Origin of the sequence: Streptomyces sp. NPDC058632 (assembly GCF_042717095.1) — a bacterium.
In the GTDB taxonomy this organism is placed as follows: Bacteria; Actinomycetota; Actinomycetes; order Streptomycetales; family Streptomycetaceae; genus Streptomyces.
In genome coordinates this window covers 198,789-216,285 of sequence record NZ_JBHXQZ010000001.1, presented here as the reverse complement: position 1 = coordinate 216,285, position 17,497 = coordinate 198,789, and the positions used below count along the sequence as shown (strand labels likewise).

At 70.4% G+C, this 17,497-nt stretch carries 13 protein-coding genes and 1 pseudogene; 5 read left to right on the top strand and 9 right to left on the bottom strand.

Annotated elements, in window-relative coordinates; genetic code table 11:
• Nucleotides 1-22: 22 nt before the first annotated feature.
• The gene (locus tag ACFWVE_RS01035; protein WP_384006938.1) at nucleotides 23-1,054 is read right to left on the bottom strand and encodes a metal ABC transporter substrate-binding protein; all 1,032 of its coding nucleotides are present in this window, start codon (nucleotides 1,052-1,054) and stop codon (nucleotides 23-25) included.
• A 169-nt stretch (nucleotides 1,055-1,223) separates the two neighbouring features.
• Between ACFWVE_RS01035 and ACFWVE_RS01030 the strand changes: the two genes are divergently transcribed.
• A complete protein-coding gene (locus ACFWVE_RS01030; RefSeq protein WP_042172135.1) occupies nucleotides 1,224-2,606 on the top strand; it encodes a glycine--tRNA ligase in 1,383 nt (460 codons plus the stop codon).
• Between the two features lie 73 nt (nucleotides 2,607-2,679).
• On the opposite strand, the gene ACFWVE_RS01025 is transcribed toward ACFWVE_RS01030, so the two are convergent.
• Nucleotides 2,680-2,886, bottom strand: a complete 207-nt coding sequence (locus tag ACFWVE_RS01025; RefSeq protein WP_384006935.1) for a hypothetical protein — start codon at nucleotides 2,884-2,886, stop codon at nucleotides 2,680-2,682.
• Between the two features lie 116 nt (nucleotides 2,887-3,002).
• Nucleotides 3,003-4,448, bottom strand: a complete 1,446-nt coding sequence (locus tag ACFWVE_RS01020; protein ID WP_384006932.1) for an MFS transporter — start codon at nucleotides 4,446-4,448, stop codon at nucleotides 3,003-3,005.
• A gap of 116 nt (nucleotides 4,449-4,564) precedes the next feature.
• Here ACFWVE_RS01020 and dusB point away from each other — a divergent pair, with 116 nt between their 5' ends.
• Nucleotides 4,565-5,731 (top strand): tRNA dihydrouridine synthase DusB, encoded by a 1,167-nt coding sequence (gene dusB / locus ACFWVE_RS01015; RefSeq protein ID WP_384006929.1) that lies wholly within the window; start codon nucleotides 4,565-4,567, stop codon nucleotides 5,729-5,731.
• 19 nt (nucleotides 5,732-5,750) lie between these two features.
• Here the strand turns inward: dusB and ACFWVE_RS01010 are convergent, their stop codons facing one another.
• Nucleotides 5,751-7,439, bottom strand: a complete 1,689-nt coding sequence (locus tag ACFWVE_RS01010; RefSeq protein WP_384007059.1) for a CDP-alcohol phosphatidyltransferase — start codon at nucleotides 7,437-7,439, stop codon at nucleotides 5,751-5,753.
• An 800-nt stretch (nucleotides 7,440-8,239) separates the two neighbouring features.
• Between ACFWVE_RS01010 and ppdK the strand changes: the two genes are divergently transcribed.
• A complete protein-coding gene (ppdK, locus tag ACFWVE_RS01005) occupies nucleotides 8,240-10,987 on the top strand; it encodes a pyruvate, phosphate dikinase (RefSeq protein WP_384006926.1) in 2,748 nt (915 codons plus the stop codon).
• Nucleotides 10,988-11,224: 237 nt separating this feature from the next.
• Entirely contained in the window at nucleotides 11,225-11,746 is a 522-nt protein-coding gene (locus tag ACFWVE_RS01000; protein ID WP_384006924.1) for a DUF421 domain-containing protein, read from the top strand.
• A 278-nt stretch (nucleotides 11,747-12,024) separates the two neighbouring features.
• On the opposite strand, the pseudogene ACFWVE_RS00995 reads toward ACFWVE_RS01000, so the two are convergent.
• The 5 genes and pseudogenes from ACFWVE_RS00995 to ACFWVE_RS00975 form a co-directional block, all read right to left on the bottom strand.
• Nucleotides 12,025-12,531 (bottom strand): annotated as a pseudogene (locus ACFWVE_RS00995) (SDR family NAD(P)-dependent oxidoreductase); the annotation flags it as partial.
• 37 nt (nucleotides 12,532-12,568) lie between these two features.
• The gene (locus ACFWVE_RS00990) at nucleotides 12,569-13,336 is read right to left on the bottom strand and encodes a glucose 1-dehydrogenase (protein ID WP_384006922.1); all 768 of its coding nucleotides are present in this window, start codon (nucleotides 13,334-13,336) and stop codon (nucleotides 12,569-12,571) included.
• 263 nt (nucleotides 13,337-13,599) lie between these two features.
• Entirely contained in the window at nucleotides 13,600-14,157 is a 558-nt protein-coding gene (locus tag ACFWVE_RS00985; protein ID WP_384006919.1) for a cyclophilin-like fold protein, read from the bottom strand.
• Between the two features lie 20 nt (nucleotides 14,158-14,177).
• Nucleotides 14,178-14,843, bottom strand: coding sequence for an SDR family NAD(P)-dependent oxidoreductase (locus tag ACFWVE_RS00980; protein ID WP_384006916.1), 666 nt, complete (start codon nucleotides 14,841-14,843; stop codon nucleotides 14,178-14,180).
• 171 nt (nucleotides 14,844-15,014) lie between these two features.
• Nucleotides 15,015-15,953, bottom strand: coding sequence for an alcohol dehydrogenase catalytic domain-containing protein (locus ACFWVE_RS00975; RefSeq protein ID WP_384006913.1), 939 nt, complete (start codon nucleotides 15,951-15,953; stop codon nucleotides 15,015-15,017).
• A gap of 210 nt (nucleotides 15,954-16,163) precedes the next feature.
• On the opposite strand from ACFWVE_RS00975, the gene ACFWVE_RS00970 reads away from it, so the two are divergent.
• Nucleotides 16,164-17,048, top strand: a complete 885-nt coding sequence (locus ACFWVE_RS00970) for a helix-turn-helix transcriptional regulator (RefSeq protein ID WP_384006910.1) — start codon at nucleotides 16,164-16,166, stop codon at nucleotides 17,046-17,048.
• Nucleotides 17,049-17,497 lie beyond the last annotated feature (449 nt).

Sequence of the window (17,497 nt, the reverse complement as noted above, 5' to 3'; positions counted from 1 at the left end):
CGGTGGTCGGCCGGGCGGCCGGTCATGCGGCTCCCAGAGCCGTCCGCAGGGCCTTCAGGTTGGACTCCATGACCTCGAAGTAGTCGTCGCCCCGGGACGTGTCGGTGATGCCCTCGAGCGGGTCGAGGACGTCCGTCTTCAGTCCGGCGTCGCCCGCGACCGTCTTCGCGGTGTCGCCGCTCACCAGTGTCTCGTAGAAGACGGTGGTCACGCCGTCGGCCTTGGCCGTCTCGGCGAGCTCCTTCACGCGGGCCGCGCTGGGCTCGGACTCGGGGTCGAGGCCGTTGATGGCCTCCTCGGTCAGGCCGTAGCGCTCGGCGAGGTAGCCGAAGGCGGAGTGGGTGGTGATGAAGACGTCGGACTTCCGGTCCTCGAGGCCCGCCTCGAACGTGGTGTCCAGCTCGTTCAGCTTGCCGACCAGGGCCTCGGTGTTCTTCTTGTAGTCGGCGGCGTGGTCGGGGTCGGCCTTCTCGAAGGCCTTGCCGACGCCCCCGGCGACCTCGGCGTACTTGACCGGGTCGAGCCAGACGTGGGGGTCCTTGCCGCCCTCGGTCTCGTGGCTGTGGCCTTCGTGCCCGCCCTCGGCCTCGTCCGTGTGCTCGTCCGCGTGCTCGTCCGTGTGACCGTGCTCGTCCTCGTGACCGTGCTCGTCCTCGTGCGCCCCGGCCTCGGTGCCGTGCGTCTCCAGGGTGGTCAGGGTGGCCGCGTCGATCTTCGTCTTCACACCGGACTGGCCGATGGCCTCGTCGACGGTGGGCTGCAGGCCCTTGAGGTAGAGCGCCGCGTCGGTCTCCTCGAGCTGCGCGGTCTGCTTGGCGCTGATCTCCAGGTCGTGCGGCTCCTGGCCGGGCTGGGTCAGGCTCGTGACGTTCACATGGTCGCCGCCGATCTGCTCGGCGAGGAACGCCATCGGGTAGAAGGAGGCGACGACGTCGAACTTCCCGGTGTCGCCCGCGGCGGCGCTGTCGGAGGAGCAGGCGGACAGCGTGCCCAGGGCCAGCGCGGTGACCGCGGTCGCCGCTGCCGCGGGTATGAGGCGTCGTCGTACGTTCATGACTCCCATTTTCAACAAATATGGAAACCGTTGTCAACAAAGTGGGTATGAGGCGTCGAGCACGGCGGGGCCCGCCCCCGAATTGGTCGGGGGGCGGGCCCCGCCGGTAGCCTGAGTGCTTCGCTGGAAGCAATCTCGCTTCGTCGCCCGTCGTAATGAAGAGAGCACCGTGGCCGCCGACAAGATCGACACCATCGTCAGCCTGAGCAAGCGCCGAGGCTTCGTATTCCCCTGCAGTGAGATCTATGGCGGTCAGCGTGCCGCCTGGGACTACGGGCCGCTGGGTGTCGAGCTCAAGGAGAACCTCAAGCGCCAGTGGTGGCGCTACATGGTGACGTCCCGTGAGGACGTCGTGGGTATCGACTCGTCGGTGATCCTGGCCCCCGAGGTGTGGGTCGCCTCCGGTCACGTCGCCACCTTCTCGGACCCGCTCACCGAATGCACCGCCTGTCACAAGCGGTTCCGCGCGGACCACCTGGAAGAGGCGTACGAGGAGAAGAAGGGCCGCGCTCCGGAGAACGGTCTCGCCGACATCAACTGCCCCAACTGCGGGAACAAGGGCCAGTTCACCGAGCCCAAGCAGTTCTCGGGCCTGCTCTCCACCCACCTCGGCCCCACGCAGGACTCCGGCTCCGTCGCCTACCTGCGTCCCGAGACCGCCCAGGGCATCTTCACCAACTTCGGCCAGGTGCAGACCACTTCGCGCCGCAAGCCGCCCTTCGGCATCGCCCAGATGGGCAAGTCCTTCCGCAACGAGATCACGCCCGGCAACTTCATCTTCCGGACCCGCGAGTTCGAGCAGATGGAGATGGAGTTCTTCGTCAAGCCGGGCGAGGACGAGACGTGGCAGGAGTACTGGATGCAGCAGCGCTGGAACTGGTACACCGGCCTCGGCATGCGCGAGGAGAACATGCGGTGGTACGAGCACCCGAAGGAGAAGCTCTCCCACTACTCCAAGCGCACCGCCGACATCGAGTACCGCTTCCAGTTCGGCGGCAGTGAGTGGGGCGAGCTCGAGGGCGTCGCCAACCGCACCGACTACGACCTCGGCGCCCACTCCAAGGCCTCCGGCCAGGACCTCTCCTACTTCGACCAGGAGGCCGGCGAGCGCTGGACGCCGTACGTCATCGAGCCGGCGGCCGGTGTCGGCCGGGCGATGCTCGCCTTCCTGCTCGACGCGTACATCGAGGACGAGGCGCCCAACGCCAAGGGCAAGCTGGAGAAGCGCACCGTGCTGCGCCTCGACCCGCGCCTGGCCCCGGTGAAGGTCGCGGTGCTCCCGCTCTCCCGCAACCCGGAGCTGTCGCCGAAGGCCAAGGGCCTCGCCCAGGCGCTGCGGCAGAACTGGAACATCGAGTTCGACGACGCCGGCGCCATCGGCCGCCGCTACCGCCGCCAGGACGAGATCGGTACGCCGTTCTGCGTCACGGTCGACTTCGACACGCTCGAGGACAACGCGGTGACGGTGCGCGAGCGCGACACCATGAAGCAGGAGCGGATCTCCCTCGACCAGATCGAGGGCTACCTGGCGAGCCGCCTGGTCGGCTGCTGACGCCGTAACCTCCGTGAGCCGTCGGCTTCCCTGAACCGCCCCGGGCGGCGCTTCCCGCGCCGCCCGGGGCGGTTCACGTTCCCGCGGGATCCACCGTCGCCTGGTGGGCCTCGGCCAGATGTTCCTGTGCCTTCAGCCAGGGCAGGAACTGGGCGCGTATGCGCCAGTCGCAGGTCTCGCAGCTGATCGTGCGCTGCACACCGGTGCGCCGGACCCGTACGATGTGCTCCCGCCCGTGCTGGTCCCAGCGGCTGACTTTGCTCGTGTCGATCTGGGTCATGACGCAGAGTGTGCAGCAAGAGCGACATCAACGGGGGCTCGGCGCAGGTGAATTCGGTGGAGGACCGGCCCGTACGGGAGAGGGCGGGGGACGTCGTGCCCGAACGTCGCGTGTGGTTACGCGTCCGCTCCGGCCGCCTCGCGGATCTCCCTCGACTCCAGCCGCTCGGCCGTCCGCCGTGCGGTCGCGCGGGCCCAGGGGCCCGAGGTCGCCGCGCCCACCACCAGTACCGCGAGTCCGCACGCGGTGAGGATCCACCAGCCGGGCCGCGAGGCCGCCACGAAGCTTTCCGCGTACGACGAGGAGCCCACCCCGGCGGCCAGCACCGCGCCGATCACCGCGACGCCGAGCGCCTGGCCCAGCTGCCGGCTGGTGGAGGCCACCGCCGAGGCCACCCCGGCCTGGGCGCGGGGCATGCCGGAGACGGCGGTGTTGGTGATGGGCGCGTTGACGAAGCCGAAGCCGATGCCGAACAGGACGTACCCGGCGGCCATCGTGACGTCGGACGTCTCGGCCTCGAAGAGGGCGAAGAGGAGCCCGGCCGCCGTCATCGCGCCGCCCGCGATCAGCAGCGGCAGCCGTGGTCCCCGGCTGCCGACCAGCCGGCCGGAGAGCGGGGCGCACAGGAACGTCGGGAGGGCCATGGGGAGCATCCACAGCCCGGCCTCCAGGGCGCCCAGACCCCGTACGTTCTGCAGGTAGAGCGTCGACAGGAACAGGAACCCGCCGAGCGCGGCGAACGCGCTCACCGCGATCACCGTGGCCCCGCTGAACGGCGCCGAGCGGAAGAAGCGCAGGTCGATGAGGGGTTCGTGGCGCCGGGACTCGTAGACCAGCAGGGCGGTCAGGGACGCGAGCGCGACGGCGGCGAAGGGGGCCGTGGTGGAGAGCGGCGCGTGCGGCGCCTCGATGATCGCGTACGTCAGCGAGCCGAACAGGACGATGACCAGCAGCTGGCCCACCGGGTCGGCGCGGCGGGCCTTCGGGGCCCGGGACTCCGGGACGAAGCGCAGGGTGAGGACCAGGGCGGCGAGGCCCACCGGCAGGTTGATCCAGAAGATGGAGCGCCAGCCGACGGAGTCCACCAGCAGGCCCCCGATCAGTGGCCCCGCCGCCATCGAGAGGCCGACGACCGCGCCCCACGCGCCGATCGCGCGGGCGCGTTCGCGCGGGTCGGTGAAGGTGTTGGTGATGATCGACATGGCGACCGGGTTGAGCATCGAACCGCCCACCGCCTGCACCATGCGGAAGGCGACCAGCGCGTCCAGCTTCGGGGCGAGCGAGCACAGCAGCGAGCCGAGGGTGAAGACGACCAGGCCGGCCAGGAAGACCCGTCTGCGGCCGATCCGGTCCGCGGTGGAGCCGGCGAGCATCAGGAAGGACGCCAGGACGAGCGTGTACGCGTCGATGGTCCACTGCAGACCCGAGGTGTCGGCGTCCAGGTCTCTCTGGAGCGACGGCAGGGCGACGTTCAGGACCGTGTTGTCCAGGCTCACGAGGAGCAGGCTCATGCAGCAGATCGCGAGCACGAGGAGACGTCGGCGCGGATTGAGCTCGGGCATGGCTCCCATCGTACGCGCGGTTCGATAGTGCGGTTAACTAATGGCCGTTACACGATGCTGCCCGGGGCTCCTGGGCGGCACCCCGGGCAGTGCTCGGGATGCGGGACAATGGGGGAATGCCCACGCTCCCCTCCACCCTGAACCCGGCCCCGGACGCACGCGACCTGGCGATCGGCCCGTACGCGGTCCGGCCGCCCGTCGTGCTGGCGCCCATGGCCGGGATCACCAACGCACCCTTCCGTACCCTGTGCCGAGAATTCAGCGGGGGCAAGGGGCTGTTCGTCAGCGAGATGATCACCACCCGGGCGCTGGTCGAACGCAACGAGAAGACCATGCAGCTGATCACGTTCGACGCGAGCGAGACCCCGCGCTCGATCCAGCTGTACGGCGTCGACCCGGTGACCGTCGGCAAGGCCGTCCGCATGATCGTCGAGGAGGACCTCGCCGACCACATCGACCTCAACTTCGGCTGCCCGGTACCGAAGGTGACCCGCAAGGGCGGCGGCTCGGCCCTGCCCTACAAGCGGAACCTGCTGCGTTCCATCCTGCGCGAGGCGGTCGCCGGAGCCGGGGACCTGCCGGTCACGATCAAGATGCGCAAGGGCATCGACGACGACCACCTGACCTACCTGGACGCCGGCCGCATCGCCGTCGAGGAGGGCGTGAGCGCCGTCGCCCTGCACGGCCGCACCACCGCCCAGCACTACGGCGGCACCGCCGACTGGGAGGCCATCGCCCGGCTCAAGGAGCATGTGCCGGAGATCCCCGTGCTCGGCAACGGTGACATCTGGTCCGCCGACGACGCCCTGCGGATGGTGCGCGAGACCGGCTGTGACGGGGTCGTGGTGGGACGCGGCTGCCTGGGGCGGCCGTGGCTGTTCGCCGACCTGGTCGCGTCCTTCGAGGGCCGCCGCGACCTGTACCGGCCCACGCTGCGCGAGGTCGCCGACGTCATGGTCCGGCACGCCACCCTGCTCGGCGAGTGGATCGGCGACGAGGCCCGCGGGGTGATCGACTTCCGCAAGCACGTCGCCTGGTACCTGAAGGGCTTCGCGGTCGGCTCCGAGATGCGGAGGCGGCTCGCGGTCACGTCCTCCCTGGAGGCCCTGCGGGCCGGCCTGGACGAGCTGGACCTGGACCAGCCCTGGCCGGCCGGCGCGGACGGCCCCCGCGGCCGCACGTCCGGCAACAACCGGGTGGCGCTGCCGGACGGCTGGCTGAAGGACCCGTACGAGTGCGCGGGCGTCGGCGAGGACGCCGAACTGGACACCTCGGGCGGCTGAGCGGGCCCGGCCCCGGGTTTCAGCCTCCGGCGGGGTGCGGGACGGAGCCGTACGCCTTCAGGAAGCGGTCCCGGAACGTGTCCATGCGCCATACGGGTGCGTCCTGGTCCGGCCCGAGCCCCTCCGTCCAGTTCCAGTCGGCGACCTTGTCCAGCACTTCCGGGTCCTTGGCGACGATCGTCACCGGCACGTCCCGGCTCGCGCGCAGGCCGCTGACCCGGGAGAGGGGCTGGTGGTCGCCGAGGAAGACGAGGACGGTGTCCCCGGTGCCGTAGCGCTCCATCCACTGGATCAGTGAGGTCACCGAGTACTCGACCGACTTGCCGTACTCCTGGCGGGCCTTGGTGGTGTCCGCCATGAGGGCGCCGGGTTCCTCGCCGGCCTTCTGGATGGGCCCGAAGACGGAGCCGTCGCCGAGCTCGTCCCAGTCGACCATCTCGGGCAGCGGCGCCCAGGGCTGGTGGCTGGAGGTCAGGATGATCTCCGCCATCAGGTTCCTGCCCTCGGCGCGTTCCCTGCCGTGCTCCAGGCGCTGGAAGGCCTCGAGCGCGTACTGGTCCGGCATGGTCGACCAGCTGAACTTCGGGCCCCGGTAGCCCAGCCGGAAGGCGTTGTAGACCTTGTCGAGGCCGAACCACTTCGCCTCGGGCCAGCCCTTCTGGACACCCGGCATGACGCCGACGGTGTCCCAGGCACCGGACTTCCCGAACGCCTTGGTGAGCGTGAGGCGCTCGCTCGCGGTGGCGGTGCGGTAGCGCTGCTGGTTGTCGATCCACAGGCCGGACAGCGCCGTCGAGTGCCCGAGCCAGCTGCTGCCGCCGAACGTCGCCGACGTCAGCCAGCCGCTGCGCGCCCCGAACCCCGCCTTCGCGAGCGACCCGGTGCCGGCGTCCAGCACGCCGGTGACGCCGGGTGCGATCACCGGGTCCTCCAGGGCGGTCCGGCCGTAGCTCTCGATGAAGGTGATGAGGACGTCCTTGCCGCGCAGGCCGGGCAGGAGCTGGTCGGGGGGAGTGGCCGCGAAGGGGTCCGAGCGCGCCACCCTCTCGAACGCCGCCTCGTCGCGCAGCGTGTCCCGCACGCGCTTGCTCTGCACCTTCAGCACCCCCGCGACCTGGTCGGAGGCGACCGGCACACCGGATATCTGCAGGCCGAAAGCGGCACAGGTGATCCACACCGTGCCCGCGACGAGCGCGCCCCGGGTGGCCCGCGTACGGTGCCGGGCCAGCAGACCGCTCAGCCGGACCGCGGCGAGCGCCATCACGACCACCAGGAGCAGGGTGAGGCCGACCGCGCCGACGGCGGCGGCCGTGGCGGTCGTGGCGCCCATCGAGTCCTCGACGTACGCCTGCGCGTCGTCGAGCAGCCCCCAGTCGAGCACCACGTTGAAGCCCCGGCCCAGATACTCGTTGAACCCGATGTCCAGCAGGTTCAGAACGGTCACCGCGGCGACGCCGGCCCCGTACAGCGCGGCCGCGACGATCCGCGGCCGGCGCGGCAGGGCGAGCAGCAGTACGGCCCCGATGATCGCCTCGGCCGGAATCCGGGTGAACCGGCTGGGGCGCAGGGCGCCGGCGGTGTTCGGCAGCAGGAGCGCGCCGACGATCAGCGCGGCGGCGAGTCCGTGCAGGGTCCAGCGGGCGGCACGCGCGGCACGGGGGTGCCGGTCGCGCAGGCGGGCGTAGCGGGCGTGCAGGCGGGCGTGCAGGGCGTGCAGAGCATGCGGGGCGTGGAGGGGGAGCTTCTTCGAGGTCGCTTCCCCGCGCTGTTCCTCCGTGCCCTCCGTGCCCTCCGTGCCCTCCGTCTTTTCAGCCTCCTCAGTTCCTTCCGCCGGGTGCGGGTGCTCTTCCTCCTGTCGGTTCCCCTCGGTCGTCCGTGTCGGTCGGCGCAGGCGTGTGAAGACAGGCACCCGGAGGTCCTTCCGTGCAAAACCCGGTGAGGTGGCGGACCCGGCGTGGGGGTCCGGATCCGCCGTAGTTCCGTACGGGCGTGCCGACCGGGGTGTTCAGCACGGCGGAGGTACGTTCGGCAAACAGGGGGCAAAGGCCCGGGGGGCGCCGTCCGCGGAGCCTCGGCGAGGTGCCTGCACGGCCGCCCGAGCGGCCGCCGGGAGAGGCGTACGGGATACGTCCGCATGGTGAAATCCCGGCGACTGTGGCAGCGTGATTCTCGCCACCCCTGATAAGGGTTGCGCTCAGATGAGCGAATCGCGAGCGATTGCACTTCTCAAAGGATGGCACTCGGTGCCACCCCTTGATCGTTCATCGAGCGAAATCAGACGTGCCGATTACCGCTCACATGAGCACTCGGATCGCTCAATCCGGAGTCGATGCGTTCAAGAAGTGAACACGCGCGGCTGTGAGGGCTTGCCGCGCTTCGACTTTCGATCCCGTGGCGGCGGAGTGGTCGCAGGCGCATGACGCACGTGTGGACGTACCCAGATGCCTTTGATCTGGGTATGTTCCTGCCCGTCAGGGCAGCCACCGCGTCCTCGAGGAGTCGAGACCCGTGTCGGAAAACAAAGATCCCCACGTAGGCCAGCAGGGTCGCAGTGTTGAGGGAGTGAAGTTCGTCTACGGCTTCACCGAGGGCAACAAGGACCTCAAGGACCTTCTCGGAGGCAAGGGTGCGAACCTCGCCGAGATGACCAATCTGGGTCTTCCCGTCCCTCCCGGTTTCACCATCACCACGGAGGCCTGCAAGGTCTACCTGGAGAGCGGCGCGGAGCCGGCGGCACTGCGTGACGAGGTGAGTGCGCACCTCGACGCCCTCGAAGCCGCGGTGGGCAAGAAGCTCGGCCAGCCCGACAACCCCCTCCTCGTGTCGGTCCGCTCCGGAGCCAAGTTCTCCATGCCGGGCATGATGGACACCGTCCTGAACATCGGCCTGTCCGACAAGTCGGTGCAGGGACTCGCCAGGCAGTCCGGCGACGACCGCTTCGCCTGGGACTCCTACCGGCGCCTCATCCAGATGTTCGGCAAGACCGTCCTCGGCGTCGACGGCGAGCTGTTCGAGGACGCGCTGGAGGCGGCGAAGGCCGCCAAGAAGGTCACGGTCGACACCGAGCTGGAGGCCGCCGACCTCAAGAAGCTGGTCACCAAGTTCAAGAAGATCGTCAGGACCGAGGCCGGCCGGGACTTCCCACAGAATCCGCGCGAGCAGATGGACCTCGCCATCCACGCGGTCTTCGACTCCTGGAACACCGACCGGGCCAAGCTCTACCGCCGCCAGGAGCGCATCCCGCACGACCTGGGGACGGCCGTCAACGTCTGCTCCATGGTCTTCGGCAACCTCGGCCGCGACTCCGGCACCGGCGTCGCCTTCACCCGCGACCCGGCCTCCGGCCACCAGGGCGTCTACGGCGACTACTTGCAGAACGCCCAGGGCGAGGACGTGGTCGCGGGCATCCGCAACACCGTGCCGCTCGCGGAGCTGGAGCAGATCGACAAGAAGTCGTACGACCAGCTGATGCAGATCATGGAGACGCTGGAGAACCACTACAAGGATCTCTGCGACATCGAGTTCACCATCGAGCGCGGCCAGCTGTGGATGCTCCAGACCCGCGTCGGCAAGCGCACCGCGGGCGCGGCCTTCCGCATCGCCACCCAGCTCGTCGACCAGGGGCTGATCGACGAGGCCGAGGCGCTCATCCGCGTCACCGGCGCCCAGCTCGCCCAGCTGATGTTCCCGCGCTTCGACGAGAACACGAAGGTCGAGAAGGTGGGGCGCGGCATCGCGGCCTCGCCGGGCGCGGCGGTCGGCAAGGCGGTCTTCGACTCGTACACGGCCGTCAAGTGGTCCCGCTCCGGCGAGAAGGTCATCCTGGTCCGCCGCGAGACCAACCCCGACGACCTGGACGGCATGATCGCCGCCGAGGGCATCCTCACCTCCCGCGGCGGCAAGACCTCGCACGCCGCCGTCGTCGCCCGCGGCATGGGCAAGACCTGTGTCTGCGGCGCCGAGGAGCTCGAGGTCGACACCAAGCGCCGCCGGATGACCGTCCCGGGCGGGCACGTCGTCGAGGAGGGCGACCTGATCTCCATCGACGGCTCGACCGGCAAGGTCTACCTCGGTGAGGTCCCGGTCGTGCCGTCGCCGGTCGTGGAGTACTTCGAGGGCCGCATGCACCCGGGCGCCGACGACGCCGACGAGCTCGTCGAGGCCGTCCACCGGATGATGGCCTTCGCCGACCGCAAGCGCCGGCTGCGCGTACGCGCCAACGCCGACAACGCCGAGGACGCGCTGCGCGCCCGCCGCTTCGGCGCCCAGGGCATCGGCCTGTGCCGCACCGAGCACATGTTCCTCGGCGACCGGCGCGAACTGGTGGAGCGGCTGATCCTGGCCGACACCCAGGACGAGCGCGAGGAGTCCCTCAAGGCGCTGCTGCCGCTGCAGAAGAAGGACTTCGTCGAGCTGTTCGAGGGCATGGACGGCCTCCCGGTCACCGTCCGCCTCCTCGACCCGCCGCTGCACGAGTTCCTGCCCGACATCACCGAACTGTCGGTCCGCGTGGCCCTCGCCGAGTCCCGCCAGGAGCCGCACGAGAACGACCTGCGCCTCCTCCAGGCCGTCCACCGGCTGCACGAGCAGAACCCGATGCTGGGCCTGCGCGGCGTCCGGCTCGGCCTGGTCATCCCCGGCCTGTTCACCATGCAGGTACGGGCCATCGCCGAGGCGGCGGCCGCGCGCAAGGCCGCCAAGGGCGACCCGCGCGCGGAGATCATGATCCCGCTGGTCGGCACGGTCCAGGAGCTGGAGATCGTCCGGGAGGAGGCCGACCAGGTCATCGCGGAGGTCGAGGAGGCCACCGGCACCAGGCTGAAGCTCGCCATCGGCACGATGATCGAGCTGCCGCGCGCAGCGCTGACCGCCGGCCAGATCGCGGAGGCCGCAGAGTTCTTCTCCTTCGGCACGAACGACCTCACCCAGACGGTGTGGGGCTTCAGCCGGGACGACGTGGAGGCCAGCTTCTTCACCGCGTACCTGGAGAAGGGCATCTTCGGCGTCTCCCCGTTCGAGACCATCGACCGGGACGGCGTCGGCTCCCTGGTGAAGCTCGCCGCCGAGGCCGGCCGCGCCACCCGCCCCGACCTCAAGCTCGGCGTCTGCGGCGAGCACGGCGGCGACCCGGAGTCCGTCCACTTCTTCCACGAGGTGGGCCTGGACTACGTCTCCTGCTCCCCGTTCCGCATCCCGGTCGCCCGCCTGGAGGCCGGCCGCGCGGCGGTCACCTCGAAGGGCAGCGACCACCGCTGACCCCTCCGGGGCGAAGCGGGCCCACAAGCCCCGGAGCCGTTGTCTGTCACCCGACCACCCTCACCGATCGGCAACGGCTCCGGATCACGAAAGAGAGGGCGGCACCCGTGCGGGGGTGCCGCCCTCTCCGATGCCCGCGCGCCCCGGCGGCGGCCGGGCCGCGACTCCGTGGGCCGAACGGAGGACGCCCGGGAGCGGATCGGGCATCCCTTCCGAAGAACGGCCCTACCGTGGGGCATGCCCGACTGGAACGCTCTCTTCGTCTTCAGCGTGCCGCCCCTGGAACTCTTCCTGCGGGGCACGGTCACCTTCCTGGTGCTGCTGGCCGTCATGCGCGTCATCGGCCGGCGCGAGTCCGGCGGGCTGGGCGTCAGCGACATCCTCCTGGTCGTGCTGGTGGCCCAGGCCGTGGGCCCGAGCCTGGTGGGTCACAGCAGCGCCCTTCCCGACGGCCTGCTGGTGGCGGTCACGATCATCTTCTGGAGCCTGGTGATCGACGCCCTCGCCTACCGGATGCCCCGCCTCGCCGGTGTCATCAAGGCCCGGCCCCGGCCCCTGATCGAGGACGGACGGTTCAGCCACCGGGCCATGCGCCGGGAGCTCATGACCGAGGAGGAGGTCATGGCGCAGCTGCGCCTGCACGGCGTGAGCGACCCGTCGGACGTCACCCGTGCCCACCTCGAGCCCAACGGCATGATCAGCATCATCCGGGGAGACGAGAGGCGGACCGACGGGCCGCCCCGGCCCGAAACACCGTGACCGGGGGACGCCCCCGCCGGCAGACGCCCCCTCGCCCCGGTCTCCCCCTCGCCCCGGTCTCCCCCTCGCCCCGGTCTCCCTCTCGCCCCGGTCTCCCCCTCGCCCCGGTCCGTTCGGCGGCCGTTCTCCCGGGCCGCCGTTTCTCGGCCCCGGACTCCCAGCTCGGACTGAACCGTTCCGGGTCCGGTAGGGACTCCGGAGTGCTCTGAGTTCGGTGGAGCCGCGTCATGGCACGTCCTTCCCCCTACCCGCTTGAGCTGCGCCGTCGTGCGGTGCGGACGGTCGCCGTGGTAGGCGGCGCGGCCGGGGTTGCCGACGAGGCCGCCGAGGGAGGAGCAGTTGACCATGGCGCCGCTGCCCTGGGTTCGCATGTGGCGCAGTTCGTGCTTCATGCTCGCCCAGATGCCGCGCAGGTCGATGGCGTTGACGCGGTCGAACTGGGCGGCGCTCTCGTCGGCGGCGTCGTCGGCGTCGGCGGCGTCGGTGGGCTGAGGCATGATGCCGGCGTTGTTGTAGGCCATGTCCGGGCGGCCGAGGGCGTCCGCCGTGCGGTCGACGGCAGCGGCAACCCGGTCCTCGTCGGTGACGTCGCAGACCAGGTCCAGGACTTGGTGACCCTCGTCCTTGAGCTGCCGGGCGACCCGGGTCACGGTCACTTCGTCGATGTCGGCGAGGGCGACTGCGGCGCCGGAGGCGGCGAAGGCCCGGGCCGCAGCCGGCCCCGTGCCGGAACTGGCGCCGGTGACGAAGGCGACCTGGCCGGTGAAGTTGTACGTGGGGTTCATCGGAGATCTTCAGGAAAGGATTGAGGGGGTCAGGGGGTCAGGTGGTCTGGCCGCCGTCGACGACGAGGGCGGTGCCGGTGGTGAAGGCGGCGTCGTCGGAGCACAGCCACAGCACGGCGGAGGCGATCTCTTCCGGTTTGCCGAGGCGGCCGACGGGTTCGTCGGCGACGAGTCCTTCGCGGCCCCCTGGGCGGGTGTCGCCGAAGCGGCGGATCATCTCGGTGTCGATGATGCCGGGGCAGATGGCGTTGATGCGGATGCCGGCGGCGGCGTGGTCGAGGGCGGCGGAGCGGGTGAAGCCGATGACCCCGTGTTTGGCGGCGGCGTAGGCGGCCTGGCCCTTGAAGCCCTTGACGCCGGCGCCGGAGGAGACGTTGACGACGGCGCCTCCGCCGTCCTGCTGGAGCATCTGCCGGATCTGGGCGCGGGTGCACAGGAACGCGCCGGTGAGGCTGACGCCGAGGATGCGGTCCCAGTCGTCCTTGGCGGTGTCGGCGGCGGACTGTACGGGCTGTTCGACGCCGGCGTTGTTGAACGCGGCGTCCAGACGCCCGAAGTGCTCGACGGTCCGGCCGACGGCCGCCTGTACGTCTTCTTCGCTGGTGACGTCGCAGGTCAGGGGAAGGGCCTGACCGCCCTCGGACTCGATGAGGCGGGCGGTCTCGCGCAGACCGCCCGCGGACAGGTCGACGAGGGCGACCTGCGCGCCCGCGCGGGCGAAGGCCAGCGCGGTGGCGCGGCCGATGCCGGAGCCGGCACCGGTGACAAAGGCGGTCTTTCCGTGGAAGTCGTAGGTGACGTTCATGCCTGTTCTCCCATCGAGGGGCGGGCCGTGGGCGAAGGGCCCAGAGGTGGGTCAGTGCTTTGAGGGCGCCGGTGCGGTGGTGTCGTCGTGTACGGGGATCGGTGTACTGCGCTGGGCCACGATCCGCGTCCGGTTACGGGTGCCGCTGAGGGCAAGGACGATCAGCGGCAGGAGGGTGAGGGTGGCGGAGACGGCGCCGGCCGGGGCCGGTCCGGTCAGTCCGAGGGAGGAGTCCGGGGCGGGGCAGCGGCGGTACGGTCCGGTCAGCGGGCGGTTTCGATGGTCACCTTGGAGGCGGTGGCCAGTCGGTCGGTGTCACGGTCGTCGGCGAGGTGGCCGAGGATGACGATGCCGTCGGCGTAGGGGACATCGCGGTAGTAGAGGACCAGCTGGCCCCAGGGCGCGTAGTAGCCGAGGTCACCAGCCTTCGGAGCGGCTCCCTCGGGGGCACCGGAGGCGGACAGCCGGCGAGGGAGATCGACGATCTTCTCGGCCTGGTGGAAGTCCTTCAGGTCCAAGGTGAGCGGGAGGAGAGCCGCGAAGTCGCGGGCGGTCGCGCTGTCGTTGAGTCCGGCGGCGACCGGGCCACCGTCGACGGTGAGGCGGATGTCCATGGCGGTGCTCCTGCCGGAGACGGACGACGAGGCGGCTGGTGTGGTGGACAGCGCGGTGGGTGCCGTCGTCTCCTGCTGTCCTGGGGAAGCGGACGACGTGGAGGGCGGTGGGGTTCCTTGCGAGTCGCTGGAGCAGGCGGTCCCGGCCAGCAGCAGAGCGGCTGCTGGAGCGACACGGACCAGGCCGCGACGGACTGCGGCGTTCATGAAGAGGGTCCCGGGGGCCGTCATGTGGGCATGGGCTCGGCGTAGTGCCGAAACGCGTCGCGCTCGACGTGGATCGCGTACAGGCGCTCGGCCAGGGCATCGGGGCTGGAGTATTCGGCATCCGGCCTGATCGCGCCGGGGATGATCAGCTGGGCGGCGTGGATGTTCTCGCCGGCGAGGGCGTCGTGGAGCATCGCCGCGTAGGCGCTCTCGGCGGCGAACGCGATCGAGGTGCCGGCCCGCTCGGGGTGGGGGCGTACAGCGCTGCCGCCGTTGACGAACAGCAGCGTGCCCCGGCCCAGGGCCCGCATGCCGGGCAGGACGGCGTTCACGCAGGTCACCGGACCCTTGACGGAGAAGGCCAGCGGGTCGTCCAGGTCGGCGGCGGTGGTGTCCAGAACCGGCTTCATGAAATCGCCGCGGGGCACCGGGCTGAACTGGAGGACCTCGACGGGCCCCAGCGAGTCGGCGGCTTCGCCCAGAGCCGCGGTGAGGGAGGCGGGGTCGAGGACGTCGGCGGAGAAGCCGCGGGCGTGGATGTTCTCCCGGGCCAGTTCGGCCGCCAGGGTGTCCTGGTGCTGGGCACTGCGTGAGATGAGGGCGACACGGTGGCCGGCGGCACCGAAGCGGCGGGCCGCGGCCAGACCAAGACCGGGACCGGCGCCTACGAGGGCGAAGGTGGTCACGATGGTTCTCCTCAAGAACGACGTGGGCGGGGGCCCTCTTCCAGGGCCACCCGGGGAAAGGGCGAGGTGGTTCAGAGGACGGGGGCTTGACGGAGCGGCGCCTGTCCATGGCCTTGCAGCCCCCGGCGCCCTGGTAGAAGGGCGTGGTGAGGGCGAAGACCTTGTCCGGGTTCAGCCGGTGGCCGGGGCGGCGTGGTACTCCTCGTCGGTGACGGGGTTCAGCCAGTGCACGACGGCGTGGTCGTCGTCGCCCTCGTTGACGGCCAGGTGGACCATCAGCCGGTTCGGTGCGGCGCCGTGCCAGTGCTCCTCGTCGGCCTCGAACAGCACGCGGTCACCGGGCCGGATGACCTCCACCGGCCCGCCCCGGCGCTGGCACAGACCGACGCCCTCGGTGACGAAGACGGTCTGGCCCAGCGGGTGACGGTGCCAGTGGGTACGGGCGCCGGGCATGAAGTGCACCAGGGACGCGGTGACCCGGGACGGGGCCGAGGCTGCGGCGACGGCGTCGATGTAGACGTCGCCGGTGAACCAGTCGGCCGGGCCCTTGACCGTGTCGATCGAGCTGCGGGTGATCTGCATGATCGCTCCTTGTGCGGTGGGCGGGTCAGGGCTTGAGGAGGGTCTTGACGGCTCGGCGGCGTCGGCGGCCCACCAGCCGGTGCCCATGACGTCGGAGACGGCCGGCAGACCGGGCCAGAACTCCTCGCCGGGCACCTCGTCGGTGGCGACCAGGGTGCCCTGGGCGTTGGGGATGCGCACGTATTCGGTCTGGCAGGTGGACATGAACTCGCGGTGCAGGCAGTTCGACAGGAACCCGTTTTTGCAGTTCGCGCAGGTGTTGTCGGATGTGGCGAAGGAGCCGACGACGAACCGGCCCGGGCGGAGCGAGGTGACTTCGGAGCCGGCCTCTTCCACGAAACCGACGTACTCGTGCCCCATCGGGTGCGGGTCGCCGATCGGCTCCGCACCGCGATACGGCCACAGGTCGGAGCCACAGACACATGTGACGGCCGTACGGATGACCGCATCGGTGGGGTGGAGGATCTTCGGATCCTCAACGGTCTCGAAGCGGACGTCGCCGGGGACGTGGACCACTGCGCCGCGCATGAGGGGGGCTCCTTCGCGTGCCGGGGGATGCGGTACCGGGCGTGCCGGCCGCTGTGGGGTACGGGGTCGGTGGAGCCGTCCACCGAAACGGCCGGGCGGAAAGCACCACGTCATCCAGGTAACCCGTACTTCGCGCGTGCAGCGAGTCACTGACAAGGGGTGTACCGGCAGTACATCCCTCCCATGGCGTGCCGGACGTACGGTCGGAGGGTGGACAACCAGGAAGAGGTCCGCGAGTTTCTCACCTCGCGGCGCGCGAAGATCACCCCTGAGCAGGCGGGGCTGCCCGCCGGACCCCGCCGACGCGTCCCGGGCCTGCGCAGGAGCGAGGTCGCGGCGCTCGCCGACGTCAGCGTCGAGTACTACGCCAAGCTGGAGCGCGGCAACCTCGCCGGCGTCTCACCGGCCGTCCTCGAAGCCGTCGCCCGCGCCCTCCGGCTCGACGACGCCGAACGCGCCCACCTGCTCCATCTGGCCCAGGCCGCCGACGGCACCGACGCCCTCACCCGGCCCCGCCGCCGGCGTACCAAGGACCAGTGGAAGCCGCACCGCAGCCTGCAGTGGACCCTTGACGCCATCACCGCCGGACCCGCCTTCGTCCGCAACGGCCGCATGGACGTCCTGGCTGCCAACCAGCTCGCCCGCGCCTTCTACGCCGACGTGTACGCCTCGCCGCACAACCAGGCGAACCTGGCCCGCTTCCAGTTCCTCGACCCCGCCTCCCGCCGCTTCTACCCCGACTGGGATCTCGCTGCCGACGTCGCCGTCGCCATCCTGCGCACCGAGGCCGGCCGCAACCCCCACGACAAGGACCTGCACGACCTCGTCGGCGAGCTGTCCACCCGCAGCGACGCCTTCCGCACCCGTTGGGGAGCCCATAACGTCCGCCATCACGGCACCGGTACGAAACGCTTCCACCACGCGGCAGTCGGTGAGCTCACCCTCGCCTACGAAGGCCTGGAGATGGCCGCCGAACCCGGCCTCACCCTCACCATCTATGCGGCGGAACCCGGCTCGCTCTCCGAAGCGGGCCTTCGCCTGCTCGCCTCATGGGCAGCCACGCCCCAGAGCCTCGCACCACACTCAAGCGACTGAAGATCCCCGGCCGACCATCCCGCGCTCATCGGCGGGAGCGACCTGATGCGGCGTGCCATCTTCGCCCGCGTCAGCGGCGCAGATCTCCTCCAGACCGAAAACCCAGGCGCCTCCGGATGAACTCCTAGGATCGTTCACATGGCTCATCTGCACGATGGTGCCAAACCCGTCGCGGCGCGCAGCACCGGGATATGCCCCTCGCGTGATCGTGTTACGAGCTCCTGACGTTGCGTCACGACCTCGGCGTCCGACCTCATACGGCCCACCACCCGCAGGCAGTTCCTGGAACTCGCGAAAGGCCTGAAGGAGGCCGCGATCGAAGGCGAAGCTTGCGAAGGTACTGGGGCGGTGACGTCCTGGAAGAGGGAGGCGTCGAGGAGGCAAAACCACATTCCCGCGACTGAGGTGCGTCCGGCTGGATGACTTCGTTAGCGCGGGGACAGGCGAAG

What these genes read in the sequence shown, in the direction of transcription:
- dusB (WP_384006929.1), top strand. Translation starts at nt 4,565, where the DNA reads ATGCCCACGCTCCCCTCCACCCTGAACCCGGCCCCGGACGCACGCGAC.
- ACFWVE_RS01035 (WP_384006938.1), bottom strand. Translation starts at nt 1,054, where the DNA reads ATGAACGTACGACGACGCCTCATACCCGCGGCAGCGGCGACCGCGGTC.
- ACFWVE_RS01000 (WP_384006924.1), top strand. Translation starts at nt 11,225, where the DNA reads ATGCCCGACTGGAACGCTCTCTTCGTCTTCAGCGTGCCGCCCCTGGAA.
- ACFWVE_RS01025 (WP_384006935.1), bottom strand. Translation starts at nt 2,886, where the DNA reads ATGACCCAGATCGACACGAGCAAAGTCAGCCGCTGGGACCAGCACGGG.
- ACFWVE_RS01020 (WP_384006932.1), bottom strand. Translation starts at nt 4,448, where the DNA reads ATGCCCGAGCTCAATCCGCGCCGACGTCTCCTCGTGCTCGCGATCTGC.
- ACFWVE_RS00990 (WP_384006922.1), bottom strand. Translation starts at nt 13,336, where the DNA reads ATGAACGTCACCTACGACTTCCACGGAAAGACCGCCTTTGTCACCGGT.
- ACFWVE_RS00975 (WP_384006913.1), bottom strand. Translation starts at nt 15,953, where the DNA reads ATGCGCGGCGCAGTGGTCCACGTCCCCGGCGACGTCCGCTTCGAGACC.
- ACFWVE_RS00985 (WP_384006919.1), bottom strand. Translation starts at nt 14,157, where the DNA reads ATGAACGCCGCAGTCCGTCGCGGCCTGGTCCGTGTCGCTCCAGCAGCC.